Source organism: Nostoc sp. C057 (genome assembly GCF_013393925.1).
GTDB lineage: Bacteria > Cyanobacteriota > Cyanobacteriia > Cyanobacteriales > Nostocaceae > Nostoc > Nostoc muscorum_A.
Map to the genome: position 1 here is coordinate 4,188,892 of NZ_CP040281.1, position 26,094 is coordinate 4,214,985.

At 41.0% G+C, this 26,094-nt stretch carries 20 protein-coding genes and 1 pseudogene; 7 read left to right on the forward strand and 14 right to left on the reverse strand.

The features are described 5' to 3' along the window. Window positions 1-75: 75 nt before the first annotated feature. The 4 genes from FD724_RS17950 to sufB form a co-directional block, all read right to left on the reverse strand. Complete coding sequence (locus tag FD724_RS17950) at window positions 76-1,338, reverse strand: cysteine desulfurase (RefSeq protein WP_179073556.1); 1,263 nt, start codon at window positions 1,336-1,338, stop codon at window positions 76-78. A gap of 14 nt (window positions 1,339-1,352) precedes the next feature. Continuing rightward, the gene (sufD, locus tag FD724_RS17955; protein ID WP_114086127.1) at window positions 1,353-2,726 is read right to left on the reverse strand and encodes a Fe-S cluster assembly protein SufD; all 1,374 of its coding nucleotides are present in this window, start codon (window positions 2,724-2,726) and stop codon (window positions 1,353-1,355) included. Further along, window positions 2,726-3,517 carry a Fe-S cluster assembly ATPase SufC gene (gene sufC, locus FD724_RS17960; protein ID WP_114086126.1) on the reverse strand — a complete coding sequence of 264 codons (792 nt, stop codon included), beginning with the start codon at window positions 3,515-3,517 and terminating at the stop codon, window positions 2,726-2,728. The genes sufD and sufC overlap by 1 nt, the downstream gene beginning before the upstream one ends. 101 nt (window positions 3,518-3,618) lie before the next feature. Next, complete coding sequence (sufB, locus tag FD724_RS17965) at window positions 3,619-5,058, reverse strand: Fe-S cluster assembly protein SufB (protein ID WP_179073557.1); 1,440 nt, start codon at window positions 5,056-5,058, stop codon at window positions 3,619-3,621. Window positions 5,059-5,299: 241 nt separating this feature from the next. Here sufB and sufR point away from each other — a divergent pair, with 241 nt between their 5' ends. Beyond that, window positions 5,300-5,983 (forward strand): iron-sulfur cluster biosynthesis transcriptional regulator SufR, encoded by a 684-nt coding sequence (gene sufR, locus FD724_RS17970; RefSeq protein ID WP_179073558.1) that lies wholly within the window; start codon window positions 5,300-5,302, stop codon window positions 5,981-5,983. A gap of 85 nt (window positions 5,984-6,068) precedes the next feature. Further along, entirely contained in the window at window positions 6,069-6,329 is a 261-nt protein-coding gene (locus tag FD724_RS17975; RefSeq protein ID WP_114086123.1) for a hypothetical protein, read from the forward strand. A gap of 161 nt (window positions 6,330-6,490) precedes the next feature. On the opposite strand, the gene FD724_RS17980 is transcribed toward FD724_RS17975, so the two are convergent. From FD724_RS17980 to FD724_RS17990, 3 genes are all read right to left on the reverse strand, one after another. Beyond that, window positions 6,491-6,820 carry a KGG domain-containing protein gene (locus FD724_RS17980; protein ID WP_114086122.1) on the reverse strand — a complete coding sequence of 110 codons (330 nt, stop codon included), beginning with the start codon at window positions 6,818-6,820 and terminating at the stop codon, window positions 6,491-6,493. Between the two features lie 360 nt (window positions 6,821-7,180). Further along, window positions 7,181-7,813, reverse strand: coding sequence for a hypothetical protein (locus FD724_RS17985; protein WP_114086121.1), 633 nt, complete (start codon window positions 7,811-7,813; stop codon window positions 7,181-7,183). 345 nt (window positions 7,814-8,158) lie between these two features. Beyond that, window positions 8,159-8,485, reverse strand: a complete 327-nt coding sequence (locus tag FD724_RS17990; protein ID WP_012411120.1) for a YbjQ family protein — start codon at window positions 8,483-8,485, stop codon at window positions 8,159-8,161. Between the two features lie 639 nt (window positions 8,486-9,124). Here FD724_RS17990 and FD724_RS17995 point away from each other — a divergent pair. Then, window positions 9,125-9,805 (forward strand): tetratricopeptide repeat protein, encoded by a 681-nt coding sequence (locus FD724_RS17995; protein WP_114086120.1) that lies wholly within the window; start codon window positions 9,125-9,127, stop codon window positions 9,803-9,805. Window positions 9,806-9,816: 11 nt separating this feature from the next. On the opposite strand, the pseudogene FD724_RS42095 reads toward FD724_RS17995, so the two are convergent. The 5 genes and pseudogenes from FD724_RS42095 to FD724_RS18020 all read right to left on the reverse strand — a co-directional run. Then, a pseudogene (locus FD724_RS42095) lies at window positions 9,817-10,311 on the reverse strand (ATP-binding cassette domain-containing protein); the annotation flags it as partial. A 347-nt stretch (window positions 10,312-10,658) separates the two neighbouring features. After that, on the reverse strand, window positions 10,659-10,910 hold the full coding sequence (locus FD724_RS18005; RefSeq protein ID WP_179073559.1) for a hypothetical protein: 252 nt from the start codon (window positions 10,908-10,910) through the stop codon (window positions 10,659-10,661). A gap of 2 nt (window positions 10,911-10,912) precedes the next feature. Beyond that, a complete protein-coding gene (locus tag FD724_RS18010; protein ID WP_179073560.1) occupies window positions 10,913-11,767 on the reverse strand; it encodes a hypothetical protein in 855 nt (284 codons plus the stop codon). Window positions 11,768-11,932: 165 nt separating this feature from the next. Continuing rightward, entirely contained in the window at window positions 11,933-12,709 is a 777-nt protein-coding gene (locus FD724_RS18015; RefSeq protein ID WP_114086117.1) for an RNA polymerase sigma factor SigF, read from the reverse strand. Window positions 12,710-13,527: 818 nt separating this feature from the next. Beyond that, a complete protein-coding gene (locus tag FD724_RS18020) occupies window positions 13,528-14,361 on the reverse strand; it encodes a photosystem II manganese-stabilizing polypeptide (protein WP_012411115.1) in 834 nt (277 codons plus the stop codon). Window positions 14,362-15,192: 831 nt separating this feature from the next. Between FD724_RS18020 and FD724_RS18025 the strand changes: the two genes are divergently transcribed. Next, on the forward strand, window positions 15,193-15,543 hold the full coding sequence (locus tag FD724_RS18025; RefSeq protein ID WP_179073561.1) for a hypothetical protein: 351 nt from the start codon (window positions 15,193-15,195) through the stop codon (window positions 15,541-15,543). A gap of 100 nt (window positions 15,544-15,643) precedes the next feature. Here FD724_RS18025 and FD724_RS18030 read toward each other — a convergent pair whose 3' ends face one another. Together FD724_RS18030 and FD724_RS18035 are read right to left on the reverse strand one after the other, a co-directional pair. Continuing rightward, window positions 15,644-20,692 carry a hypothetical protein gene (locus FD724_RS18030; RefSeq protein WP_179073562.1) on the reverse strand — a complete coding sequence of 1,683 codons (5,049 nt, stop codon included), beginning with the start codon at window positions 20,690-20,692 and terminating at the stop codon, window positions 15,644-15,646. Between the two features lie 123 nt (window positions 20,693-20,815). Beyond that, window positions 20,816-22,147, reverse strand: coding sequence for a P-loop NTPase fold protein (locus FD724_RS18035; RefSeq protein WP_114086114.1), 1,332 nt, complete (start codon window positions 22,145-22,147; stop codon window positions 20,816-20,818). A 702-nt stretch (window positions 22,148-22,849) separates the two neighbouring features. On the opposite strand from FD724_RS18035, the gene FD724_RS18040 reads away from it, so the two are divergent. From FD724_RS18040 to ftsZ, 3 genes are all read left to right on the forward strand, one after another. After that, window positions 22,850-23,704, forward strand: a complete 855-nt coding sequence (locus tag FD724_RS18040; protein ID WP_179073563.1) for a cell division protein FtsQ/DivIB — start codon at window positions 22,850-22,852, stop codon at window positions 23,702-23,704. Window positions 23,705-24,257: 553 nt separating this feature from the next. Continuing rightward, window positions 24,258-24,548 carry a hypothetical protein gene (locus tag FD724_RS18045; RefSeq protein ID WP_242060700.1) on the forward strand — a complete coding sequence of 97 codons (291 nt, stop codon included), beginning with the start codon at window positions 24,258-24,260 and terminating at the stop codon, window positions 24,546-24,548. A gap of 54 nt (window positions 24,549-24,602) precedes the next feature. Then, window positions 24,603-25,925, forward strand: coding sequence for a cell division protein FtsZ (ftsZ, locus tag FD724_RS18050; RefSeq protein ID WP_179073564.1), 1,323 nt, complete (start codon window positions 24,603-24,605; stop codon window positions 25,923-25,925). Window positions 25,926-26,094 lie beyond the last annotated feature (169 nt).

Below are 26,094 nucleotides of genomic sequence, written 5' to 3' on the forward strand. Positions count from 1 at the left end.
AATTAAATTGTGCCAACTATTAGCAAGATATGTTGCTGATATTTGGCACAATTAGTATCTGAAGATTTTGTAACTTTAAGCAAGGAAACCTGCAAAAAAGTCGAGAGTTTCTTTCAGTGCTTTGATGAAAATATCAATTTCCTCGCGGGTGTTGTAGAAAGATAGACTTGCTCGTGCGGTTGCAGCAAGACCTAAGTAACGATGTAATGGTTGTGTGCAGTGGTGTCCAGAACGGATAGCAATGCCTTCTTGATCTAATAATGTAGATAAGTCGTTAGCGTGGACTTCTCCGGCTGTGAACGACGCAAGAGCGGCTCTACCCTCACCTTTTGCATTTGGTTTGGGGCCGTAAATTCTAATTTGGGGAATTTGCTCTAATTGTTGGAACAAATAAGCTGTTAATTCTGCTTCGTAGGCGTGGATTTTATCCATGCCGATACTGCTAAGATAATCGATCGCAGCACCAAGTGCGATCGCTTCTCCAATTGCAGGAGTACCAGCTTCAAATTTATGCGGTAATTCTGCATAAGTAGAATGGTCTAAATACACCTCTGCAATCATCTCACCACCACCAAAAAATGGTGGCATTGATTCTAACAATTCTAACTTGCCATATAGAAATCCTATCCCAGTTGGAGCGCACATTTTATGACCAGATGCTACCAACCAGTCACAATCTATCTGCTGCACATCGACAGGGTAGTGGGGAACACTTTGGCAAGCATCAACTAAAAATTTAGCACCGTAACTGTGAGCGATCGCACCAATTTCTTCCACTGGGTTAATGCAACCCAAAGTATTAGATATATGCACCACCGACACCAACTTGGTTTTGTCGGAAATCAGCTTTTTATACTGTGACAAATCAAAAGTCTCTTCAGGTGTCAGTTCCACGAATTTCAGTACTGCACCCGTTTTTTGTGCTACTAATTGCCAAGGCACAATATTACTGTGGTGTTCCATCACCGACAGAATAATTTCATCCCCAGGCTGCAAATTATTCATTCCCCAACTGTAAGCTACTAGGTTAATCGCCTCACTTGCGTTGCGGGTGTAGACGATTTCCTGACGCGATGCGGCATTGATGAATTTGGCAATTTTATCTCTAGCACCTTCATAAGCATCAGTAGCTTTAGCACTCAGGGAATGGGCACCTCGATGCACGTTAGCATTATAGTGTTCGTAATAATCCCGCAGCGTATTTAATACGAATAAAGGCTTTTGCGATGTTGCCGCATTATCGAGATAAACCAAAGGTTTCCCGTTGACTTCCTGATGCAATATCGGGAAGTCAGCGCGAACTTTATCAGCAAGGGTTTTGGTAGAGGTGAAAGTCATTGGTAGATTAGTTATTACTCATTAGTCAGGGACTTGAGATTATTCACTGTGTTTAAAAGGATTTCTCGCAGAGAAGGAACTGATATTTTGTTGATAACTTCAGCAGCGAAGGCGTTAATTAACAACTTCCGAGCATCGTTTTCATCAATTCCCCGACTTTGCAGATAGAATATTTCGTCATCTTCTAATTGGCTAACAGTAGCACCATGAGCGCATTTGACATTATCCGCCGTAATTTCCAATTGGGGTTTGGTATCAACTCTGGCTTTAGACGATAGCAGCAAATTGCGATTCAACTGGGATGCATTTGTTAACTGCGCTAGTTTGGGTACAAAAACTTTACCATTGAACACCGCATGAGCGCGATCGCCTACAATACATTTATGCAATTGGTCACTTGTACCGTGGGGATAGTTGAGTGCGATCGCACTGTGAGTATCAGACAATTGCTTACCAGAGATTATCGTCAAACCATTGAGAGTAGTTTGTGTTTGCTCACCAGTTTGCAAAATCTCCAAATTGTGCCGTGACAACTTCGCGCCTAAAGTTATGGCATGACAAGTATATCGACTATCACGAGCCTGTGCGATCGCAGTTTTCCCAATATGAAAAGCCTCTGCACCTTCCCACTCAACCCTAGTGTGACTCACCTCAGCATTGTCACCCACCCAAATTTCCGTAACCGCATTAGTTAAATAAACTCCGTTCTCCGCGCTCTCTGCGCCTCTGCGGTTCGTATACTCCTCAACCAACGTCACCTGCGAACCACTTTCCGCCACCACCAAACAACGCGGCTGCGAAATCATCGCCGTCTCACCCACAACCGAAATAAACACAAGATGAATTGGCGTTTCAACTACCACATTCTTCTTCACCCACACCACAGCTGCATCAGTTATCCCAGCCGTATTGAGAGCGGTAAAAACCTCTTGCGCTCCCTCAGCTTGAGCCAAATACTGCTGTACATCCTCCTGCTCAACCGCAGACAAACCAGCCAAATTACTCACTACAATTCCAGATGGTAAATCTGAAACTGCGGATAACTCCGGCGCATAAACGCCATTAACAAATACCAAACGACTATTAGCCGCCTCTGGCAAAATATCAAATTCTAGAGACGCATAATTTACCGTCTCTATATTAAATTGCACCTTTCGTAGAGACGACAAATCAGTAAATCGCCATTCTTCCTCGCGGGTGGTGGGAATAGTCGAGTGACGTACCCAATTAGCAGCGCTTTGGCGTAATTCCTGTAACCACCCCTCTGTTTTAGTTGCCGTTAATTGATTTAACAACCCAGTTAGATAATCATCTCTATCTAACAAAGTCGATGTCAAACTAACTGCATTTGAATTAGGTATTGGACTAGGAGATATTTGAATACTCATTACACACCCACCTCAGCAGCTGCAAATTCTTCTAGCACCCAGTCATAACCGCGAGACTCTAATTCTAGTGCCAGTTCCTTACCGCCACTAGTAATAATTCGCCCCTGTGCCATCACATGCACAAAATCAGGCACAATATAATCGAGTAACCGTTGGTAGTGGGTAATCAAAATTGTAGAATTTTCTGGACTTGCCAGTTGATTTACCCCATTCGCCACAATTCTCAGCGCGTCAATATCCAAACCCGAATCAGTTTCATCCAAAATTCCTAACTTTGGTTCTAGCAGAGCCATTTGCAGAATTTCATTCCGCTTCTTCTCGCCACCAGAAAACCCTTCATTCAAACTCCGACTGAGAAAACTGGGATTCATCTTCACCACATCCAGCTTTTCCTCAATCAAATCGTCAAAATCAAAAGCGTCTATTTCTTCTAAACCTTGCGCCTTACGGCGAGAATTATACGCCACCCGCAAGAAATCCAAATTGCTCACACCCGGAATTTCTAACGGATACTGAAACGCCAAAAATACACCACTTCTGGCTCGTTCCTCCGGTTCCAATTCCAGCAGATTTTGCCCCTGAAAAATCACCTCACCACCAGTCACCTCATACGCCGGATGTCCAGCCAACACCTTAGAAAAAGTACTCTTACCAGAACCATTCGGCCCCATGATCGCATGAATTTCACCCGATCGCACCTCCAGATTCACACCTTTCAAAATCGGTGTCCCATCAACATTAGCCGTCAGATTCCGTACCGACAGCACAACTTCACTATTTTCAATAATCATCTTCTCTCCCTTCTCTGCGCTCTCTGCGCCTCTGCGGTTCGTTACTCTTCCAAAAGATAAACACAGAACACCGATGTCCCTGTGTTTATCCTTGTTTCCATTTATCCAACACTGCCTTCCAACTTCAAACTCAACAACTTATCAGCTTCCACAGCAAACTCCATCGGTAGCTGATTGAAAACATCCTTACAGAAGCCGCTAATCATCATCGAAATAGCATCTTCTGAAGAAATACCCCGTTGAGCAAAGTAAAATAACTGATCTTCCCCAATCTTAGAAGTAGAAGCTTCATGCTCCACCTTCGCACCGTTATTTTGCACCTGAATATAAGGGAAAGTGTTGGCATGGGCATTATCCCCAATCAGCATTGAGTCACACTGAGAATAATTTCTCGCCCCTTTAGCCGTCGGGTTAACTTTCACCAAACCCCGATAGCTATTACTAGAATTACCTGCGGAGATTCCTTTAGAAATAATTGTACTGCGGGTGTTCTTCCCAACGTGAATCATCTTACTACCCGTATCAGCTTGCTGCTGATGATTTGTCAGCGCCACCGAGTAAAACTCACCCACAGAGTTATCACCCACCAACACACAGCTAGGATATTTCCAAGTAATTGCCGAACCTGTTTCTACTTGAGTCCAGGAAATCTTAGAATTTACGCCCTGACACAAACCGCGCTTGGTGACAAAGTTGTAAATACCGCCCTTACCATTAGCATCGCCAGCGTACCAATTTTGCACAGTGGAGTATTTGATTTCGGCGTTGTCGAGGGCAACGAGTTCCACAACTGCGGCGTGCAATTGGTTGCTGTCATACATCGGTGCGGTGCAACCTTCGAGGTAAGAAACATAACTACCTTCTTCGGCGACAATCAAAGTCCGCTCAAATTGTCCCGTATCACCAGAGTTGATGCGGAAGTAGGTAGACAGTTCCATTGGGCATTTCACGCCTTTAGGAATGTATACAAAAGAACCATCGCTAAATACGGCGGCGTTCAAGGCGGCAAAATAATTGTCAGCTATAGGAACAACACTACCCAGATATTTTTTTATCAGTTCTGGGTGTTCTTGCAACGCTTCCGAAAACGAGCAGAAAATAACACCATCTTCCGCTAGCTTTTCTTTAAATGTAGTAGCGACAGAGACGCTATCGAAAATCGCATCGACAGCAACGTTTGCCAGTCGCTTCTGTTCAGATAGGGAAATGCCTAATTTCTCAAAGGTTTCTAAAAGGGTTGGATCAACTTCGTCCAAGCTGTTCAGCTTTTTTTTCTTCTGTTTTGGCGCTGAATAGTAAATGATATCCTGATAATTTATTGGCGGATACTTGACATTGGGCCAAGTTGGTTCCGTCATTTTTTGCCACTGGCGATAAGCTCTGAGGCGAAAGTCCAGCATGAACTGTGGCTCGTTCTTCTTAGAAGATATCAAGCGGATAACGTCCTCGTCTAGTCCACGCTCAATTGTGTCGGCTTCAATATCTGTAATAAAGCCGTACTTGTAGGGTTGGTTGACTAAGGTTTTGACAGTGGCACTCATCAGTAATAATCTCTCGTGTTCGGAACTCTTTTAGGATGGGAGGCGGATTGCGGCTAACCGATTCCCATCTCCCGTTACGGAATGGTTACACGGCTGCTAGAATATGGGTGGAGACTAAAACAACAGCTTTGTTGTTTAACGTATCTTCATTTTACGCTAAATTAACAACAACAATGTTGTCAAAGTCAAATTTTCCAAAAAATTTTTGTGATGTTCGCTGAACGTCTCGCACCACATGAAGATGGCGACTACCCACCAGTCCTCAACCAAGCAAGATATCCTTGAGTATCTGCACAAACACGAAAAAGCAACGGCTTTGGAGCTAGCTGAAGTTTTAGACGTTACCCCTCAAGCGATTCGTCGCCATCTCAAAGATTTGGAGACGGAGGAGCTAGTTTTGTATTCAACATCAGTGCAGGCGGCGGGGATGGGGCGACCGCAGCATCTTTATGAATTGAGTCGTCAAGGACGCGATCGCTTGCATCGAACAATGAGCGATCGCTTTGGTGATGCAAGCGGAAATTTTGCGGTTTCGTTGCTAGACACCTTAGCCGAAACGGTAGGACACGACCAATTTAAATCGATTTTAGAGAAACAGTGGCAGCGTAAAGCTAAAGAATACCGCGATCGCGTCGGTAGCGGTTCACTGCGAGAACGTGTAGCCAACTTAGTAGAGTTGAGAAAAGCGGAAGGCTTCATGGCTGAGTATCACGCTGTTGATGTAAATGACTCCTTTGAGTGCGATCGCTTCATCTTAATGGAGCATAACTGCGCCATTTCTAACGTTGCCGAGTCTTTTCCTAGTATCTGTGGTCACGAACTAGAAATGTTTGCAGCCGTATTGCCAGATTGTACCGTAGAGCGCACCCACTGGATTATTGATGGCGAACATCGTTGTGGCTATTTAGTACAAGTTCGTCATTAATCATTAGTTATTTGTCATTTGTCCTTTTTTAATAACTAATGCCCTATGCCCAATACCTAACTAACTTTGAGATAGCATTTCATTTATGGATGTACCACCACAGCAACCATCAGCACAATTTTTAACTCTGGAAGAGTCAGCCAAAGTAGACGCAGCGTTGTTATCTTCTCCAGAAAAGTTTTTAACAAGATTGACAATTTCATCACTTAAGCTGTTGAAACATATCGCCCAAGAATATGGTGTTGTTATTGAAGATTTGACAGCACAGCAAATAATAGCCTGGTTTGAAAAAGATGGTAAAATCCGCCGTGAAGAGGGCATTGAAAGTTCATATCTTAAATGGTGATCTGTAGTCGTATTTGCATTTCATTGGCTTTGAAAAAAATATCCCGCTTCTAAAAAACATTATTGTTGCTTAGAAGCGGGATATTAACAGATAGGATATGTTGGAAATTGTCCTAAACCCCAATACTAAAGTGAGAATCTTTTAAATGCTAGGCGATGAGTCTATTTATTTTTGTGACTTTGCCGCCCAGCCTCAGCATGTTGTTCTGGTGTGCCTCCTTGAGTACCTTTTTCTTCACTATCAGCATCATCACTATCTTGATTACGACTGCCACTGTGAGATTTCTTGCCACCCTCACGGCCAATTTCAGCCATGTGTTCTCTATCCTGACTCACAGCTTCACCACCTTTGTGCCCAGCCTCACGAGCTTCTTCAGATGTAAACTCATGGGCAGTACCCTTCTCATGGGCAGCTTGTCCGCCCTTACTTGCTATTTCCCGTTGCTTGTCATCATCCATTGAAGCAAAACCACGTTTGCTTGTGTCTGCCATGATATTACTCCTTGTAATTAACTAAAACTCTTGCTTTTTTAGCAATACAAAACCCTATATAGGTTTTGTATTAATACATTGACTTTTTTAATTTAGCTACTCAAATATTATAGATTCATGCTCCTTTAGTAAGAAACATCCTATACTGGTATTCAACTTCGGATATACAACTAAAGTTGCTATTTACTTATAAAGTTAGTATGTAAAAAATAGTGAAATAATGAATTCCTTTTTGAGAAAAAACATCTGGTTAAAACAGAATCAATTGAATGCTACAAATGGCAGTCTTAAATAATAAACAAAAAGCACCTTAAAAAAGTGCTTTTAAAGTTGATAACATTTTGTTTATCGAACAACTATTTAAGGATTGTAACTGTTAGCCCTAGGACTACGAGCTCCAGTTACGGCTCCAATCATTGAGGCTATTAAACCCAACAAAGAACCAAACACAAACCACCATAGTCCCGAACGCAAATTAGCAGCCGCATCACGAGCTTGTTGGGCACTTATATTTGCTCGTGGTACATTAACACCACCTTGCTGTTGTACCTGGTTTATAACTTCCCCAGCGTTAGAAGCAGCAACACCAAAAGCCCCAGATACTCCACTTGCTAGCAACCATGAGCTAACTGCCAAAGTCGTTGCCCAAAGAATTGCACCATTAAGAAGAGCGGTATTACGGTTCATTGGTCCACAAGCACGGGCTGTAACCCAACCACCAGTAAATAAGGATATTAGCAAAGCGATAGTTGACCAAAGTCCCGCATTACCCGCAGCGTTAGGAGCAATCGATCTGGGCGCACCTGAACCTTCAACTGTGCCTGCTGCAACCGCACCAATTATAGCGCTTAAAATTAGTTGAGTAGCTAAAGATACAAGTAAACCCGAAATAATCGGTCCCCAGCGAACAAGGTCATGATACTCGGCTACTCGCCCTGCTACCACAGGGTCAGTAGAAATAACTTCATTACCTGTCCGATTTACGTATGACATAGCTTCTGTTCTCCAGTACTGTTTCCGCAAACTTTATCTGAGGTATATTCATCTTTATGCTTAAAATTAAATAGCTAAATCATATAATTTTATATCTATCAATAGAAATAGTTATTTAATCTATCTTTAGTAATAAAATTCCAATTTATTTAACAATATTTAATCCAATAATTAAGTGTTTATTTTTTAATAGTTTTCTAAATATGTTTCAGGAAAATACTTAAATTAAAATACACTTATCTCCTGACATAATAAAATAATCTATCTGACTGGACTTTAACTTAGTAAAAAAGCTTGTAATACTTGTTAAAATTCTAACAAAATAATTTAGATAGCCAATAAAAACTAACGCATTTTTACAGCAGTGCCTGTGGCAGTAATCAGCAAAAGAACTCCTGATTGGTCAAGATTAATTGTGCCAGTATCAATTTCAATCCCGATTACAGCATTTGCTCCTAAACGTTGTGCCCGTTGTTCTAATTCTTCTAATGCCTTGCGTTGACCCTGCTCAAATAGACGCTCATAGCTAGCAGTGCGTCCACCGATAATATCGCGAATACCAGCCAAAAAATCCCGTAAGAAATTACTGCCGTAGACTACTTCGGCTGTCACAATACCTAAATATGACTCAATCACGGCTCCTTGAATTACATCAGTAGTAGTTATAATCACAAATTAACCTCCTAAATAATATACATATTGATTATTCAAATGTTTATCCAAATGCGTGAAAGTTGTAACTTTGATTACAAAATATAGATTGAATAAACATCCTTTCGCACAACTTGAGATTGCGCTTTCAGCTTTAGTATTGTCCTCACCAAAAACTAGGACTTAAAGGAACATTTGACTGATTAAATTTATCTTACCGTGTAATGACCATAAAAAGATGTTAATGCCGGGATGATGACTTCTAAAAAGGTAGTATAAAAGACTAAAAATTATATATAGTCAGCAAATTATTAAATTAAATAATAAACATCAATGAATACCAAACCCTGTAAGCTTGACCTATCAAGATATAGGATTAAGTTAAGTGCCTATTAATATTTTTCGATAAATGCGTATAAATACCGAATAAAAAAGGTGTCGTTTTGCTGTTCTACTGTTTTATATAGAATAACTTTATTTGATCCTTGATAGCTTATACTCATCCTTCAGTCAAAACTCTCTTATGGAGTGCTGAATGTAAAGGAACAGTGAATGAACTATTAACATCTAAATTCATACGAATAAATACAGTTTTCAAAAATCCATATTTTTGTTTTAATGTACAAGAAAAAAGTCCTCTAAAATTTCAGGAAATTTACTGTGTACAAGCCAACATCATTCGTGTTTAGTGTGGTGTTACTAGGATGTTTTGCCTTCACCATACCTTCAGTAGCTCAAGCTCAGGTATTAGTGGCGCAAGCCAAAAACCCACAATTAAAGCAACTACTAGAAGAAGGACGGAGGTTAGTAGATAGTGGCGATTATGGTGGTGCGATCGCAGTTTATCAGCAAGCAGCTAGTCTAGATCCCAAAAATGCTAAAATCCATTCAGGTATTGGCTACCTATACGCTCAACAAGGAAATTACCAGGCAGCACTAACTTCTTATCGTCGTGCGATCGCCATCAACCCTAACAACAGTGATTTTTATTACGCTGTGGGTTACATCAAAGCCAATTTGGGAGACACCGCTGGGGCAAAAGAAGGCTACCGTCGGGCCATACAGCTAAACCGTAATAACGTTAACGCCTATTTAGGATTAGCTGTGACCCAATCTCGTATGGGAGACTATAATGCTGCTACTTGGGCATACCAACAAGCAATAGATTTGGATAAAAACAACGCCCAGACCTATGAGTTGATGGGTTCGATGTATAAACAGCGACGACAAACCAAACAAGCCAACAGCTTGCTTCAAAAAGCCCGTGACTTGTACAAGCGGCGCAATGACTTACAAGGAGTGGACAGAGTAGAAGCTATGCTGCGGCAGTTAGGAGGATGAGGTTAATCTAACTAGCGTCCCGTTAATTCCACAAAAATATCTTCCAGATTATAGGGACGCACCACCATTCCGATTTTATCGGGCTATTCGTTTAAGTAGACATTTACTGCTTCCAAAAATGGGAAAAACAAATATTCTCAACTACGGACGCTATCATTTTCCACTTCAGACACACCCAATTGCTTCATCACAAACCTTTTCCGTTAACAGAACGGAGCTGTTGTAAAGTTCCCAAAGAAATCAGCCTATCGCCATCCATAATACCGATGCGTCCTGGCTTGGTAAAGCAAAAAGCATCGCACAAAAATTCAACCTCATCAATATAACGGGTCGTCAGTAGCATCGTCTCCTTGTTTATTTAAATACTGAATAATTTCCTAGAGACTTCGCCTGGTTTGGGGGTCTAGTTCTATCGTTGGTTCATCCAAAAACAGAATTTGCGGTTGATGCAATAAGGCTCTCGCAATCTGCAACTGTCGTTTCATACCCCCAAACAGGATTTTTACATTTTTCTGCTAGCTCAACATCCTTCAGCCATTACCTCAGTACTAATACAGATTTTCTCTGAGGTTGTTCCCAAACAAGGGGCAAAATTCCCAAGTTTCACCAAGCTTGGTTTTGTGCAGTTTAATAAATAATTGGTATTCAGTCGTCATACACCATAGTCCTACTCGGTCATTTATGAACTAATACAGTTCAGATAAGACCAAAACACTTGTAGAGACGGCTATTTATCGCGTCTCAAAAACCCACGATTTTATACAAGTAGCGCTTTGAACCGTATTGATTTATGAACAACAAAATTCCCGACTTCTTAAAGAAATCGGGAATCTGAGGCTTGAATTTTCACAAATCAAATAGGATTTTTATAGCGATTTTGATAGTAAGCCAAAATTTGCTTAACTTGTTGCCGATTTTGTGAACCAGAATTCGCTGTCCAAGAAATGGACAAACCACCAATTTGACTTTGATTGTAATCAAACTGTTGGGATGATTGGGGAATTAAATCCACTTCTACCCCTTCAACTTGACGTAAATGAGCAGCTATCTCTCTATAGACAGCTAAAGGACAACCAGCGAATTCAATTTTTTCCTTAGTCTCCATCTCTATGAAGCTCCAACATTAAGAGGATTTGAGGAGGGCGTTGCCACTGAAATAGGATTGCCATTAGCAGATGTAGCTGATGGTGTTGAGTTGACAGGCCCTTCCCCTACCATTTTGGCAACTTCGATACCAAATTGTTCGAGAATTACAATCGGGTTAGAGCCTCCATTCATTTCAATCCGTTTAATCAGTACGCCATTTGCTAATCGCTGTCCCGCTTGCACATAGCGACTCGTCGGCTCATCTGGTACTTTGATAATTGCCTGCGGTTCCTTACTAATTAGAACTACACCAGTCACAATAACTGCCCTTGCTAACTCAGGTTGTGCTGCTGGTGGCAATACAGATACTAAAGTCGGGTTGGGGACAACTTGAGGCAAAACCTTAGGTAAGACTGAAGTCAAAGTAGAATTAACTTTTTTTGGTACAGAAGCAATATTTTTCTTCTGATTTAAAGCTATGCGAGGTGTTGAAAGTTTTCGTCCTGCTAGCGATGCAGTCGGTAGCTTAGGCAAGATAGGAACAGGTTTTCCAGTCCCGGATGTTTTAGGCATTCCCGAAACCGTCTGTCCAAAAATTTGGGCAAACGGGTCAGTCCGCTCTTTTGATACTAGAATTAACGGTGCCCGCTCTGTAGGATTAGTGGATTGAATCAAGTTAACAGATGCAGGAGTAACTTGTGAAACCTGTTTGGCAGGTATCACTGGATTCTTAAAGGATTGAGCCGTTAGTGGGGACTTTGCTACTATTTTAGGAATCGGCGCAGGATTGACGGCTTGTTGTGTATCTTCAGAAGCACATCCAGCGATCGCTAAGGTTAAAATAGCTGCAATTGTAATTTTTGAATTTCTGCCCATGAGCTGTTCTCAAAAGCCATTGGAAAATTGAAAAATGGAAATATACATGCCTAAAATTTGTATCAAAGGCAAAGTATGTTACCTTTATAACCTAATTTTTTACATTTCAAGGGTTATTTTTAACACTAACAGCCCAGCATAACTGCGGATTTAGTTTATTTGCAGTTAATCGTCTGCTACACCCATAAGCTGTTTCATCAAATCCAGACCTTTCTTGACTCTACGGGAAACAGTCACGACACTTATCCCGAGATGTTCTGCAACTTGTTTTTGTGTCAAATCTTGTAAAAATACGCATTCCAACACATCACGGGTGCGTTGTTCAAGTTGAACCAATGCTTGTTGCAAGCGAAGTTGGTCTTCTTGTGCCAATTGAAAGCTGCGATAGTGAGGATCGGGAACCAATTCTCCCAAACAAGTAGAACCTTCTTCTCCATCTTGGATTGGCACATCAAGACTCAAGGGAGCGCGATTTATCCACGCTAACTTAATTTCTTGCCATTCGTTTGGAGAAATTTCTAGCGCTGTTGCTAATTCCGTATCTGTGGGTTGGCGATTATGCTTTTCACGCCAAGAACGTGACACTCCTATTGCTTGCTGTTGGAGTGCTAACCACTTCCGAGGAATTCGCACGGTGACACCTTTATCTCGGAGATAGTGTTGAATTTCACCCCGAATATAAGGAAGAGCATAGGAGCTAAAGGCATGTCCCTTGGAAAGCTCAAATTTTTCAATCGCTCTGATTAAACCCAAACATCCAACCTGGAGCAAATCATCGTAGGTTTCATGACATTGATTCGTCCAGTAGTGAGCTTCTTTTCTCACAAGTCCAAAATTGAGTTTTACCAGTTGATTGCGAACATTTTCTGACCGAGATTGCTGATATTCTCGCAACAACTGCCAAATTTCATGTTTTAGTTCATTGGTGACTGTGGTAGGCATAGCACCGTGCTTATTGAGTAAATTAACAATCAATTACTCACTTTTAAATTAAGTTGCGATTGTGCGATATTAAACAGAATATCGCGCTATATGTAATAGCAATTACTATGGGATTAACAACTTTTGTTTTAGGCAAAATCCCAATAGAATTGCTTGACAACCGCGTAAAATTTAAATGGGTGAAGTTGGTATTTAATTTGTTATTTATCTTTGGGATAATCTGTAGCTAATTTTTAGAACTACATAGAAATAAAATATAAAATTAATCACTAAATATCAAACCGAGATTTTACTTAACTTTAATTAATTAATGATGAAGCTAATTTCCAAAAACAAAACAACAATATTCAGAATTTTGTTAGATAGTAAAAGTTTGATTTACAGTAAAATTACGTGTCCATTCAACCTAAATTCAGCTAACAATTAAAAATAACTAATAATATTTGAAAAATAGTATGTATATTTACGCAAGCAAACACAACAAAGTGCGAGATTGATCTTTGTTGTACTGGGGAGATATTGCAGGGCAAAATATCACTAACCCAAGCATATTAGGCTTTAGACTTTCCCTCTTTATCAGAAACCTATGTACTACCCTGAAAAAAGGCAGGGCTGTTTCATTCTTTCAAAGCCTCTTGAAAAGTTGTGGACAAGGGAAGGAATAATTCTTCTCTTGTCTCTTTTCATCTCTGTAAGGCTTTTATAGGAATGAAACAGCCCTGAAAATGTGGGCAAAGAAGTTAACTTTTGCGATCAAACCTGATGTTTTCAGAATTGTAGTTCTGAATGCCAGGTCAGTTATCTAAGCTCTAGAGAATTTAGCTACGAGTCGATTCAACCCGTGCAAAAAATAGACCGCGAATCTTGACTTCTTTTGGTTCGCCAGCACCTAAGTCTGTATCAGATGGCTGTTCGCTCTCGAAAGTACCAGCAATTTCACCACTAGAACTATCTACTTTAGCGATTTGCAGAGAAATCTTACCGTTAAGATTTTCAGCACGCTTGACGTTAGTGCGGGTAAGTTCTTCATCATCCGCTTGGGCAGGGAGAGCCACGGCATTATCGTAGCCACTGACGACACCACGACCTTTGGGATCTAGGAAGGCAGCACCACGGTAGGAAGGAACTTTGAAAGTGCCTTCAAAGTCCGTAGAGGTGTTAATACTGCTCAAACTGGGTTGGGTTTGAGCAACCAAGTTTTTGATGGTGAAGAGGAAAGGTACTCGCTCACCGCCAGGAAGTTGTACGGTGATGGCTTGGAAGTCAAGACCATCAGTTTCCTCAAAGGTCAAGCTATTATCTGAGTTGATTTTTAGGTTGCCTTGCACCTGGTCAATAGTGGAAGTGTATCTAGTCAACAATTTGCCAGCAACAAATTCTGCTTCTTGGCGTTTATTAGCAGGTTCTTCTTTGATGAAAAAGCTAGTTGGTTCTAAGCAAAGTTCTTTGATGGCATAAGACTGGCTAGAATCAATGGGAATGGAGCCACGGCTTGTTTCTGCTAGTTGGGGGCATTTGTTCGCCAAGCCAGTGCCACGAATTTGGTCGTAAGTAAGTACATCTCTACTACTAGTAGCAGGAGCATCACTACAAGCAGTTATTAGTCCCAGGCACAAAGCCAAGAATGCAACAATTAAAGCGCGATACCTCATGGTCAACCTCAATCTCAAAAATTAATATCTAAGTTGTAAAACTGCATCGAAGCTTTGATTTCTGACGAAAAGCCATCTTCGAACTGACACTGCGTTGCTCTGATTACCAGAATTGAAACAAATGTCAGGGCGTATAGGCTGGAAGTCGCCAGTCAAACTTTTCTCTGCTAAACGTAGTTAAACGTGTCGTTCTCTTGAGCTTGGGGAGTAAACCCCAGAATAAGTAGCACACTGTATCCTTATTTGGATGTGTGTAACTAGGGGGCAAAAAACCAGCAGTTTTACTGTTGGTGGCATTTGTTAGAGTTGGGCGGGGGGATGAGTAAGCGCTACACAGAGCAGCATAAGTGCTTGCCTCAAAGAGTGCGAAGAGAGTTGTCTGCTTTGCACTTTGCTTTTGCCAATTGCAAAAGCAGCGTCGCCCAAGTCTTTTTGTATCATGTATGTGACGCTACTACATACAGCCCATTGTTTGATGGGTAAATTAGCCAGATCATACGATTTTTTTTAACTCAAAATCAAAGTACTCTTAATTAACAAAGTCTCGTCCCGATCGCATCTAGCTGATGTGGAGGCTATGCTAAAGGTTACTACGCTCTTTTAGGAGCGATCGCAATTGCTTTTAATAAAGATACAAATCTAGTTATATTCAACCCTTACTTAGGTAAGTGCAGGGAAGAGCAAAGGCGGTGAGTCTAGCAAAAAACCATCTAAAAGCCTACAGTAGCTTTATTTTCTGGGCTCAATCTCTAGAGTAACTACTGGCAAACTAGGGAAAATTAAAAATCTCCGGTAAATTTGAGTTGGCCTCATTTATACGGAAAAGTTGGCATGAACCATAACAAAAATCTGGAATCAGGGGAGTTGTCCTGTAAACTGCAAGCGATCACAACTGTGGTGTATGATGCCGTGCAGGGTTGTGAAGGTGAGACTGTAGCTCTTTTGGCAATGCTTAGGCAATTGGAACAGTTACACAGAGAGATCCGAGATGGGGTTTTTCAAGAGAGTTTGCCTGTTAACCGTCGGCAACTTTACTCACTCCTAAAAGATATTGAGTCTGAGGGAGGCTGGCCTTATATCGAGCGTATGAGACTACAAGCTTTTCTAGCGAATTTGCCACAAGAGGCTACCCCAGAAAATAGCCGTGAAGTTTTAGAGAGCGATCGCTCCTTTGCTGATTAGCTCGAAAATTATTTTCTAGCTCTGAATTAACAACCCTGATCGCCTCATCAACCGCTAAACCAAGAGCGGTTGCTCATTGAGGCTTCAACTTAATTCATAATTAAAAAGAGTTTTTAGTGGGTATGCCATTACAAAGAAAGCGATCGCGCTCCTCAAGATTACGGTTGTGCTTGAGGTAATCACCCACCCAGTCGCAACCACGAACAAGCAGATCGTCAAGGTTTAAATTCCACAGAATTATCGTGTTGTCATCACTAGCTGATGCTAGTGTTTGACCATCTGGGCTAAAACTGACACTTAACACTGGGGCACGATGCCCATTCAAACTTTTAATTAATTTGCCTTCATGACTCCAAAGTTTTACTGTACTATCCCAACTGGCGGCGGCAAGCAATTCACCATTGGGACTGAAAGTTACAGCGTTGACGCTATCGCTATACCCCTTTAATAAGGTTTTTAACAACGTACCATCCCGTCGCCAAAGTTTTACTGTGTTATCCCAACTGGCAGAAGCCAGCAACTCATCAGTGGGACTAAAGCTGACACCTAACACCCAACTGTCATGGGGCGAAAAAGTTTTGAGCAATTTGCCTTCACGGTTCCACAGTTTTACAGTTTGGTCATCACTGGCAGAGGCTAAAATCTGACTATCAGGGCTGAAATTTACGCTATTTACCCAACCCTGATGCCCCATTAAGGTTTTGAGTAACTTACCTTGACGGTTCCAAAGCTTCACGGTTTTATCTTTGCTAGCTGATGCCAAAAACTGACCATCGGGGCTGAAATTCACGCTCATCACACTATCGCTATGTCCGTGAAGAGTCATGATTAAAGTACCGTCAAGCCGCCAAAGTTTCACGGTTTTGTCATAACTTCCTGAAGCCAGCATTTTACCCTTGGGGTCAAAACTGACACTAGGAACTTTACTTGTGTGCCCCATTAAAGTTTTGTAAAGTCGAGTTTTGAACTCGCCATTACTAGTGTATTTCTTCCAGAGTTTTACAGTGCGATCGCTGCTACCAGAAGCCAGCATCTGACCGTTGGGACTCCAAGTAACGCTCAAAACTCGATCTTGATGCCCTTGAAGAGTAGACGGTGTTGGGGCATTTAAACTCCATAGTTTCACGCTTTTGTCGAAACTTCCTGAAGCCAGCAATTTGTTATTCGGACTGAAAGCGATAGTAACAACAGCATCACTGTGTCCTTTGAAGGTTTTGAGTAAAGTACCAGTTATACTCCAGAGGTTTACGGTATTGTCTTCACCTGCGGAAGCTAACTTTTTACTATCGGAACTAAAGCTCAAACTCCATACTGTACTGCTATGCTGCCGTAAATTTTTGTAAAGACGAAAGTCAAAACTGTTTTTAGTGTCGTTATTTTCGCGCCGCCAAAGTTTCACTGTCTTGTCTCGACCTGCTGAAGCTAAAAATTTACCGTCGGGGCTGAAAACAGCTACAGTCACACCCTGCTGATGTCCCTGCAAAGTTGTAACCAGGCTACCATCCCGTCGCCAGATTTTCACTGTCTTGTCATCGCTGGACGAAGCGATTAATTGACCATCGGGACTAAAGTTTACCCAGTTAACCCACCCTCGATGTCCTCTCAGGGTTTTTACTAATGTACCGTCTTTGCGCCAGAGTTTTATGGTTGTATCCTTACTGGCAGTAGCTAACAACTCGCCATCAGGACTGAAATTAACGCTATAAACCCAATCTTTATGTCCTTTCAGGGTTTTATATGGCTTGGGATCAAATTCACCTGTAACCGGGTTTTTACTCCAGATTTGTACTGTTTTGTCGAGGCTGGCGGACGCTAGAGTTTGACCATCTGGGCTGAAGCTTACACAGGTAACAGCATCAGTGTGACCTTTGAGGGTTTGGAGTAAACTACCATCAGGATGCCAAATTTTCACAGTCTGATCTCGGCTACCTGATGCTAAAGTTTGACCATCTGGGCTGAAAGTTACTCCCCAGACAATATCAGTGTGCCCTTCTAAGCGGTTGACTTCTGTCACCCCATAAACCGCCTGTTGCAGGGCTGTTACCACCCGCATTCGGGTATCTGGTTGCACTCCATCTGCCTGTTTCAGTTCTCTCCAAGCCCGCAAACTTTCTAATAAAGCATCAAACTCTTTATTAGACGCAAATAGAGCTTCGCTAGCAGCTGTGATTCCACTAATCCTCAAGTTGGTTTCACTGCGTTCAGCTCGTAGAGTCTGGTGAATTGCTGCTGTTTTTTGCAAGTTGGCTTGCCACCATAATGTTGCTATTGTTCCACCCATGATTGCCAGCACTACACCTACAAACCGTGCTTCTCGCAGTCGCCGTTGCAACACCAAATTGAGTTGCTTTTGACTCAGTTGTTGGGCTACTTCTGCTCTAATTTTTTCGAGTTTGATTTTTTCAAACTCGGCGAGCATACCATAGTTGTTTTTTTGGCGAATTGGTTCAACTAAATAATCATGAACTAGCTGGTAGCGATCGCCTAATTCTTCTCTGACTCGCAACACCAAACCTGAACCCACCAATATTTCTAAAATCAGTTCCCCAATTGTGTTAAAGCTTGATATTGTTTCTATATCATGGTTATTAATTAATGCAGCCGCTAAATCAGCTTTAGTTTTTAAAGGTCGCGTCCCTTTTTCATCAGTAAACTCAAATAATAATTTCCAACTTAACTCTTCATTCTCTGGGCCGCAGTCTTTGATCACTTCCCCTAGCCAGCGTTCAACCAATTTTGCCGAGCCGCCGCAAAGCTTGTATTGTCCAAGGGTAGTAATATTTTCTATTTGTAGTTGAGCGCCAACTATTTGTAATTCAATTGGATGTACTTCATCTAGTTCTCCTGTCAAATCCTGAACTAATCGGTTAATTAATTCATCACTCAGTTCATAATGAGAACGTTGAGTAAGACTGTGAATTATAGCGTTAGCATCCTGACTAGAGAATTTTCCTAGATAGTAGCGAATGTCCTTATCGAGAATATTTTTATTAATTACACCTAAATCATATAGTCCAATACTATTTTTTTGGCTCAATCGTTCAAATTCTAATAAATGATGCAAGTAATCTTCTCTTAACGAAAGAATGATTTTTACAAATGAAATATTTAAACATTCACTAAAGAATTGATAAAATTCAATTCTTTGTGTAGAAGGATTACTAATAAAAAACAATTCTTCAAACTGGTCTAATATGATAATTATTGTATAGTTGCGCTCGGTTGCTAAACGAATTTTTTCTAACAGTATATTGAATGTAGAGTCAGGATTAACTGATATTCCTGTGTATGCCAGTGCTTGGTTGAGACTGCTTATTAAGACTGTGAGCCAATCAGTATAAACAGACAAAACAATAGGTATAGGAATGCGCTCTCCGATAACTTTTCCTGTCAGAGCTGGGACTAAACCAGCTTTGAGAATTGAACTTTTACCTACGCCTGATGGCCCATAAATTACTGTAAGTTTATAGTCAGCACGACTAATTCTTTCAATCAAACGATTGACATCTTGCTGTCGTCCTGAAGCTGATATTTCTTGGGCAACTCCTTCAGGAATAAACGGTATTTTTTGAGGTTCCAATGCTGGGTTAATTCTAGATCGTTGCGGCTGTAACTGACTTGCGCCAATGAAGGCGCGAAACCCATACTGATGTTCTATCTGAATTTTTTCTTGCTTGAGTTTAAAGGCTTCTGTATAGTTATGACGCTCAAAAAAGTAAAGCGATCGCAGTTCCTCTAAAATCTCTAAATATAGTGATGGCTGATGTTGTAGCTCACAAACTACCCTCGCCCATTCTAGGTTATTTATCGCTTCTTCTGATTCACCTAGATGTCGCTGTGTACGTGCAAGCAACAGAAGATACCAACTTTCTTGTCGTCGTGTTCGCAAAGCATCTCGCAGAGAAACTTCTGTTGCTTCTTCGGAAATAGAAAGTGCTGCATTCGCAAATTCATGAGCTAGTACCCAATTCGACTCTGAAATTGCTACATTTGCCAAAAAACCATAATTTTGAGCAATTTGTGCAGGAGTTCCATAGGTTTTATTTAGAAGTAATGACTTTTGAGCTAATTTTTTTAAGTCGTCCCAAGCTTGTAAACGTTGCAGCATTTCACAAGCAGGCAAAATAAATTTAGCAACTAAGTCTTCTCTTTGTACCTCCTCCAATACGTCCAGGCATTGTTTAAACCACAAGAGAGCATGTTCACAATACCTACTATTACTATTATTGTGTAGGTCTGCCATGCGGTGATAACACAGCCCTAAGTGGAATAGTACTATTGCTTGCTTGAGTAAAGACGAAGGAGTAGGGTGAGGACATGAGAGAGGTAAAGAAGAATTACTCTCCAACTCAGCGACTCTCTTCGTTTCCTGCTGCCATAATGCTAGACTTCTTTGATAATTGCCTAAAGCACCATTAATTTGATCGTTGGCATATTTATCTCGTCCTAACACAAATTCTAAACTAGCTTCTAATCCTGGTGTTAATTGAACACCATATAGACGCAGCAAATCATTACGGGCTGATTCTATTTCGTGGCGGTGTTGAGACTTAGGATCTAAATCTAGGGAGGCATTAGATAAAAATGTTTCAGCACCTGCTTCTAAAACTTTGGCAAATAGAGATTCTGCTTCTTGATGAATCAAAGCAATTAAATCTGCTTTTGCCATTTCAAATTTAATCGTAGTTGCAGCCCAACTTTTAAAATCAGGTGCTAATCTGGACAACAATGATGCAACTTCATCTTGTAGCCACAACACTACTGGAAATGGAAAAGTTGCGGCATATATATCTCGCGCTTGGTTAATGCCTGTAAGTAAGTTTTCTAGGTCGATTGCTGACTCAATACCAAAAACCATAACAGCAGCTGGCAAAGAGTCTGTGAGGACAGCAGGATTATCTAAGGATAGCTCTGTGACTATTGTGTTGTGTAAGGAAGTTGTTGACAAATTGAGGACGATTTCTCTGATATAAGTATCTTTGGTGATGGAGCGAATATTTTCTAACATTTGCTCACGTAATTGCCCATAGTTACACCGAACTAAAATTAGGGCAAATTGACCTTCAGAAAGTGCGATTGCTCTAATCAGTCTTTGCAATGTATGCTGATTTTCTTTTGTGGAGACGTGTAGCTGCTTGTCAGTAGTCATTTGTTATTGGGCATTGGGCATGGGGCATGGGGCATTGGGCATTAGGCATTAGGCATTGGGCATTAGTTATTAGTCCAATGGCCAAGGACAAAGGACTAATGACTATTAACTTACCCAGCACTATTACTTGTTTTGTTGCCAAGCTAAAACTTTTTCTGTTTCTGCTAGGGCTGGACTGATGCCAAACCAGCGCCCCAGAGGGTCACGATATTCGAACAAATACATACTTCGTAATAAGCTTTGATAGTCAGACTCACCTTTAACTCTCTGTTGTTGCACTACTTCAAACAATAATTCCCACTGGGATTCATCAATAGCTAATAGCAGATCGTCTCGGTAGTCTTTAATCACAGCTTCTAAGCATTCTCTAGAAAAAGGTGGATCTTGTCGTTGCAGGCAGCTATAAAGTAAACCCAATAAGTTACGAATGTGGCCACCGCTAACGCGACATATCCGATCCAAGGTTTGGGAATGATCGAATAATTCTGTAATTAATAAAAGCCTTTCATTCAAAGAAACTTCTGGAAAAGCTCTTGCTAAGACTAACTGGCGTACTAGTGACATCCCTGGTTCGTAATCACTGCCATCTCTTTGCCGCACTAATACCATCGGCAGTACTTTTGGTGCAATACCTCCCCCCAGGCGATTTTTTAGTGTTTCATACTCATTGGAGAAAATTAGTGTTAGGGGAATTGTGTAAACTAGATGGCATTTGAGTCGGCGTAGCTGTTCGCCTCGGTCGATAAAGAGATATTCTGGTTGCGATCGCCCCGATGCTAAGGGACGCATATCGACTCGATCCAAATTATCTACGATCACTACCAGTCCTTTTTGACCCCGCAGCTTTAACTGTTCAATAGCCCTTTCTAAAATTTCTTCGTTAATCGCTTGCAAAATACTATTGGTACGTGGTTCCAAATATTGCCTCAGTTGATTCCGCATCTGAGTGCTATCTTTGGTTTTGGCGGTAATTTTGGCAATACCCAAGGATAATTCTGCTTGTCCAGAAAGCTCTATGGGGCTTTGTAGAAAATCGCCTACTTCTTTAAACAAATTGGTAAAGTAACCACCTTTGAGTTTGATGTTAATGCCTTCTAAACTGGCACTGACTTGACGGGCTACACTCAGCAAAATATCGCTGATATCAATATCCGCCATGTCTAAGTCTTGACTGGACTCAAAATAAACCACATGAAATCCTGCCAGTTCTAGTTCTGTTTTGAGGCGCTGCAATTCCGTTGATTTACCGCAGCCAATGTGACCCGTAAATAACTGACAGGTTGGCTCATCAGGAGAAATCCGAACTATAGTCCGTTGCAATTCTTCGACAATCTTACAACCACGGACATCAGCAAAATCTATGTAATACTGGCGATCTAACACGTTGCTTATATTAAGCGTGTAGCTTGGGTTACATGCTTTATAAAAACGTGACAAATTGAATGTCGTTTTCATGTATGTATAGGTGTATGTAGACGCGTGTGTAGATGCAGTTAACTCGTATTTTTTATACAAACAATCTCTAACTTTGATGTAGGCACACACTTAATTTGCAAGTTGGTAGTGTCTTGCAAAAGACAGCACTTATTACAGGATCACTGTCAGTATCTGTCAGTAGTATGATAGAGATTTAATTGACCCTAATAACCTTAAACATATCTGTCCTTTTTACACCTACTATTGAGGTTTTGACAATCTCATAGCTTTTCTTTGACCTGACACAAACCTTGATGACGGAGTTAATCAGTAAAAAAAGCTACTCGATTATATTATTCCCTGTTTGTATAGTTGATGAGACATGACTAGTATGAATTATAGCAATCTATACAGAGATAAAGGAAGACTTATTTATCACTTCACATTCTATTTGTCAATAAAACAAAATCAGAAATATTTAAATTAAGATTTTGTAATCTTTAAAGAAAAAATGTTTTATGTCCCTTGTCAAAAAGACAACAGTGAGTTAAGAATGGACACCGGAAACTTTAATAGGAAGCATGACTAGAGACTACGTTCGTTGTGTACTTACTGTAAAGTGTTACTAAAAATAAAAAAAGTCTTGAGGAGAGCGGCTAACAGATGCCGACAGTGTTTACTGAAATTAATAATGATACAAGCGCGTCAAGGAATTTGGATTGTAACCAGAAAGGGGTTTGAATGGCTGGCATAATATCAGTTTCCCGCACGGATCTTGCCCAGCGTCGTAAAAAATTACGTCGGCGACGGCAGATGAGAATTATTCAAGCTATTTGGCGAACCTTTGCCATTACCGGTTTGGCGGGTGGATTGCTGTGGGTAGCAGTTCAACCAGTATGGGTGTTAAAAACTCCCAAACAAGTAGTGATGAAATCAGGCAATCAATTACTCTCAGATGAGACAACTCAATCCCTATTAGTGCTATCTTACCCCCAATCTTTGTGGCGGATTGAACCAGCAGCGATCGCAAACTCTTTGAAAAAACAACCAACTATTGCCCAAGCGATCGTCAGACGTCGCCTGTTTCCTCCCGGATTAAACATCGAAATCCAAGAACGAGTCCCTGTCGCAATGACTCAAACAGCAAGTGGGGCAAATCAGGGTACTGGCAATAAAAAAGTCACAATCGGCTTACTAGATGCAAGTGGGGCCTGGATACCTTTAGAAAAATACACATCACTGAATCCCACTAGGAAATTACCCAATCTCAAAGTAATTGGATCGCCCAAACAATACTGTCTCAACTGGGCTCAAATTCATCAAGCTATCAGCCAAAGTACTGTGAAAGTAGTGGAAATTGATTGCCAAAATCCAGCGAATTTAATTTTGAAAACAGAACTAGGAAATGTGCATCTTGGCGTTCCAGGTACTCTGTTGTCTGAACAAATTAAGGTACTCGCCCAAATGCGTCATTTATCAGCGAAACTCGATTCTGGTCAAATAGAGTATATTGATCTGAAAAATCCCGATTTTCCCTTAGTACAAATGAACCAAAAAGACCAAAAATTAACTCCCAAAAACCCTAAAAATATCTAGCGTGTTTAATGTATTGATAGCTCTTAGTAAATTAAGAAGCTTTATGCTGATAAATATATTTATTATTTTCAGTTTTCCAGCAACTGCGCGAAAATCGGCATTAACTTCTAATTAAAATGAGAAGATCAATCATGAAATCTCTCTTGTGAGTAAAACACTCTCAAATTGTTACCCTAACATTAGGGTGCAAGATGTCTGACAATATAACTTTGGTCTGTTGAGGATACTTCCAAAGACAGTTTACTGAAGTTCAAATCTGTAACTTAAAGTACTACCAAAGGTTGCGTAAAGGCTACTTTTGGGCAATCAGTTTGGACTATTCTGTACCATATTTCTTAATTGGGTTACGAAACCTCCAGGGAAATCTTGATTTGTTGACCACACTAGTGAGGGTTCTCGTAAGATAGACTATTGCTCCAACAAAGTGTCCATTAAGACTCCCCAAACAACAAATTAATCAGGTATAGTCTGACAAGTAAATTCTTGCTTACTTCAACCTTAAGAATAAGTAAGTATCAGGTAAATTTTGTGTCTAAAGTTGCAATTATCCCCAATGGTGAAACCTATTAACAATATTATTGAGGCAGATAAGATGCGCTGTAGTGTGTCTTTAGAAGTTATGTTCTCCGATGAGAAGAATGAAGAGATTAATGTCTGGTTGAAGTTATACAGGTCACTTTTGGATAAATATAGGTATACTTCTCTAGAATTGGCTGTGCGATCGGCTGCATTAAAAGCTGATCTCATAGCAAATTTTCATACCGCCAATTCTGTTAGGCTTGGCAGTAGTGAAAACAATAAAGAACAGTGCCATAGTATTGTGGCAGTGTCAAACTATAGTTGACTCTTAAGTGAATAGCACCTGGAAAAGTCGTTTATCTACCCTCTCACAAATCCAATGACACTTGATAATAACCAAGGACTCACCTATAAAAATTCCCAATCACCGGGACAGCCTGGGTTTTCTCTGGCAGTTAACTCGACCAATCCCTTTAATAACTCTGGGATGAACTTCGGACAAAATCACGATAATAAGAAAATTTTTACGGAAAATAGCCGCATTGGGGAAATTGTTCCTGGTCGGGTTGCCAACATCAAAGTGATTGGTGTCGGTGGCGGCGGTGGCAATGCCGTTAACCGCATGATCGAATCTGATGTCTCTGGTGTAGAGTTTTGGTCAATCAATACTGATGCCCAAGCTTTAACTCTGGCAGGCGCTCCCAGTAGATTGCAAATTGGACAAAAGCTAACGCGGGGCTTAGGAGCAGGTGGTAATCCTGCAATTGGTCAAAAGGCAGCTGAGGAATCACGAGACGAAATTGCTACAGCTTTAGAGGGTGCAGACCTAGTATTTATAACCGCTGGTATGGGCGGTGGTACTGGAACAGGTGCAGCCCCAATCGTGGCAGAAGTAGCCAAAGAAATGGGCGCTCTCACTGTTGGTGTAGTCACACGTCCATTCGTTTTTGAGGGTCGCCGCCGCACCAGCCAAGCGGAACAAGGGATTGAAGGACTAAAAAGTAGAGTAGATACACTGATCATTATTCCCAACAACAAATTGCTGGAAGTGATCCCCGAACAAACACCCGTGCAAGAAGCTTTTCGCTATGCAGATGATGTGCTGCGTCAAGGGGTACAAGGTATTTCTGATATCATAACGATTCCCGGTTTGGTAAATGTTGACTTTGCTGATGTCCGGGCTGTGATGGCAGATGCGGGATCGGCATTGATGGGTATTGGCGTTAGTTCTGGAAAATCTAGAGCCAGAGAAGCTGCGATCGCAGCTATTTCTTCACCGTTACTAGAATGTTCTATTGAAGGTGCTAGAGGAGTTGTCTTTAATATTACAGGTGGTACTGATCTTACTTTACATGAAGTGAATGCAGCCGCAGAAGCAATCTATGAAGTAGTTGATCCTAACGCCAATATTATTTTTGGGGCTGTAATTGATGACAGACTCCAAGGTGAGGTCAGAATTACTGTAATTGCCACCGGGTTTACAGGTGAAGTGCAAGCTGCGGTACAACAAAGCGTAGCTAGCGTTCGAGTAGCACCTAATACCTCCAAGCGACCAACAACACAACAACCCGCAGTTAATCCCCCAACCTCAACTCCAACCTCAACTCCAAGTTCAACTCCAACTCCAACTCCAGAACCAAAAGAAAAACCTGGATTGGATATACCTGACTTCTTGAGAAACCGACAAAGACCACGGAATTAAAAGATTTTGGATTTGAGATTTTAGATTAAATTAGCAGTCTCAGGTTAGGCTGAGTGCTGTATAAAATCTGTTAGTTTCAGGGTTTACCAAAAGCAGGGATAAGCAATCCGTTGCCATCCCTAATTTTGCTAATTGGTAAAGAAATTTGTTAACGCTACTTATAAAATTA

What these genes read in the sequence shown, in the direction of transcription:
- sufB (WP_179073557.1), bottom strand. Translation starts at nt 5,058, where the DNA reads ATGAGTGCCACTGTCAAAACCTTAGTCAACCAACCCTACAAGTACGGC.
- ftsZ (WP_179073564.1), top strand. Translation starts at nt 24,603, where the DNA reads ATGACACTTGATAATAACCAAGGACTCACCTATAAAAATTCCCAATCA.
- FD724_RS17975 (WP_114086123.1), top strand. Translation starts at nt 6,069, where the DNA reads ATGGATGTACCACCACAGCAACCATCAGCACAATTTTTAACTCTGGAA.
- FD724_RS18045 (WP_242060700.1), top strand. Translation starts at nt 24,258, where the DNA reads ATGGTGAAACCTATTAACAATATTATTGAGGCAGATAAGATGCGCTGT.
- FD724_RS17980 (WP_114086122.1), bottom strand. Translation starts at nt 6,820, where the DNA reads ATGGCAGACACAAGCAAACGTGGTTTTGCTTCAATGGATGATGACAAG.
- sufR (WP_179073558.1), top strand. Translation starts at nt 5,300, where the DNA reads ATGGCGACTACCCACCAGTCCTCAACCAAGCAAGATATCCTTGAGTAT.
- FD724_RS18015 (WP_114086117.1), bottom strand. Translation starts at nt 12,709, where the DNA reads ATGCCTACCACAGTCACCAATGAACTAAAACATGAAATTTGGCAGTTG.
- FD724_RS18020 (WP_012411115.1), bottom strand. Translation starts at nt 14,361, where the DNA reads ATGAGGTATCGCGCTTTAATTGTTGCATTCTTGGCTTTGTGCCTGGGA.
- FD724_RS18025 (WP_179073561.1), top strand. Translation starts at nt 15,193, where the DNA reads ATGAACCATAACAAAAATCTGGAATCAGGGGAGTTGTCCTGTAAACTG.
- FD724_RS18010 (WP_179073560.1), bottom strand. Translation starts at nt 11,767, where the DNA reads ATGGGCAGAAATTCAAAAATTACAATTGCAGCTATTTTAACCTTAGCG.
- FD724_RS18030 (WP_179073562.1), bottom strand. Translation starts at nt 20,692, where the DNA reads ATGACTACTGACAAGCAGCTACACGTCTCCACAAAAGAAAATCAGCAT.
- FD724_RS18005 (WP_179073559.1), bottom strand. Translation starts at nt 10,910, where the DNA reads ATGGAGACTAAGGAAAAAATTGAATTCGCTGGTTGTCCTTTAGCTGTC.
- FD724_RS17950 (WP_179073556.1), bottom strand. Translation starts at nt 1,338, where the DNA reads ATGACTTTCACCTCTACCAAAACCCTTGCTGATAAAGTTCGCGCTGAC.
- sufD (WP_114086127.1), bottom strand. Translation starts at nt 2,726, where the DNA reads ATGAGTATTCAAATATCTCCTAGTCCAATACCTAATTCAAATGCAGTT.
- FD724_RS18040 (WP_179073563.1), top strand. Translation starts at nt 22,850, where the DNA reads ATGGCTGGCATAATATCAGTTTCCCGCACGGATCTTGCCCAGCGTCGT.
- FD724_RS17985 (WP_114086121.1), bottom strand. Translation starts at nt 7,813, where the DNA reads ATGTCATACGTAAATCGGACAGGTAATGAAGTTATTTCTACTGACCCT.
- sufC (WP_114086126.1), bottom strand. Translation starts at nt 3,517, where the DNA reads ATGATTATTGAAAATAGTGAAGTTGTGCTGTCGGTACGGAATCTGACG.
- FD724_RS18035 (WP_114086114.1), bottom strand. Translation starts at nt 22,147, where the DNA reads ATGAAAACGACATTCAATTTGTCACGTTTTTATAAAGCATGTAACCCA.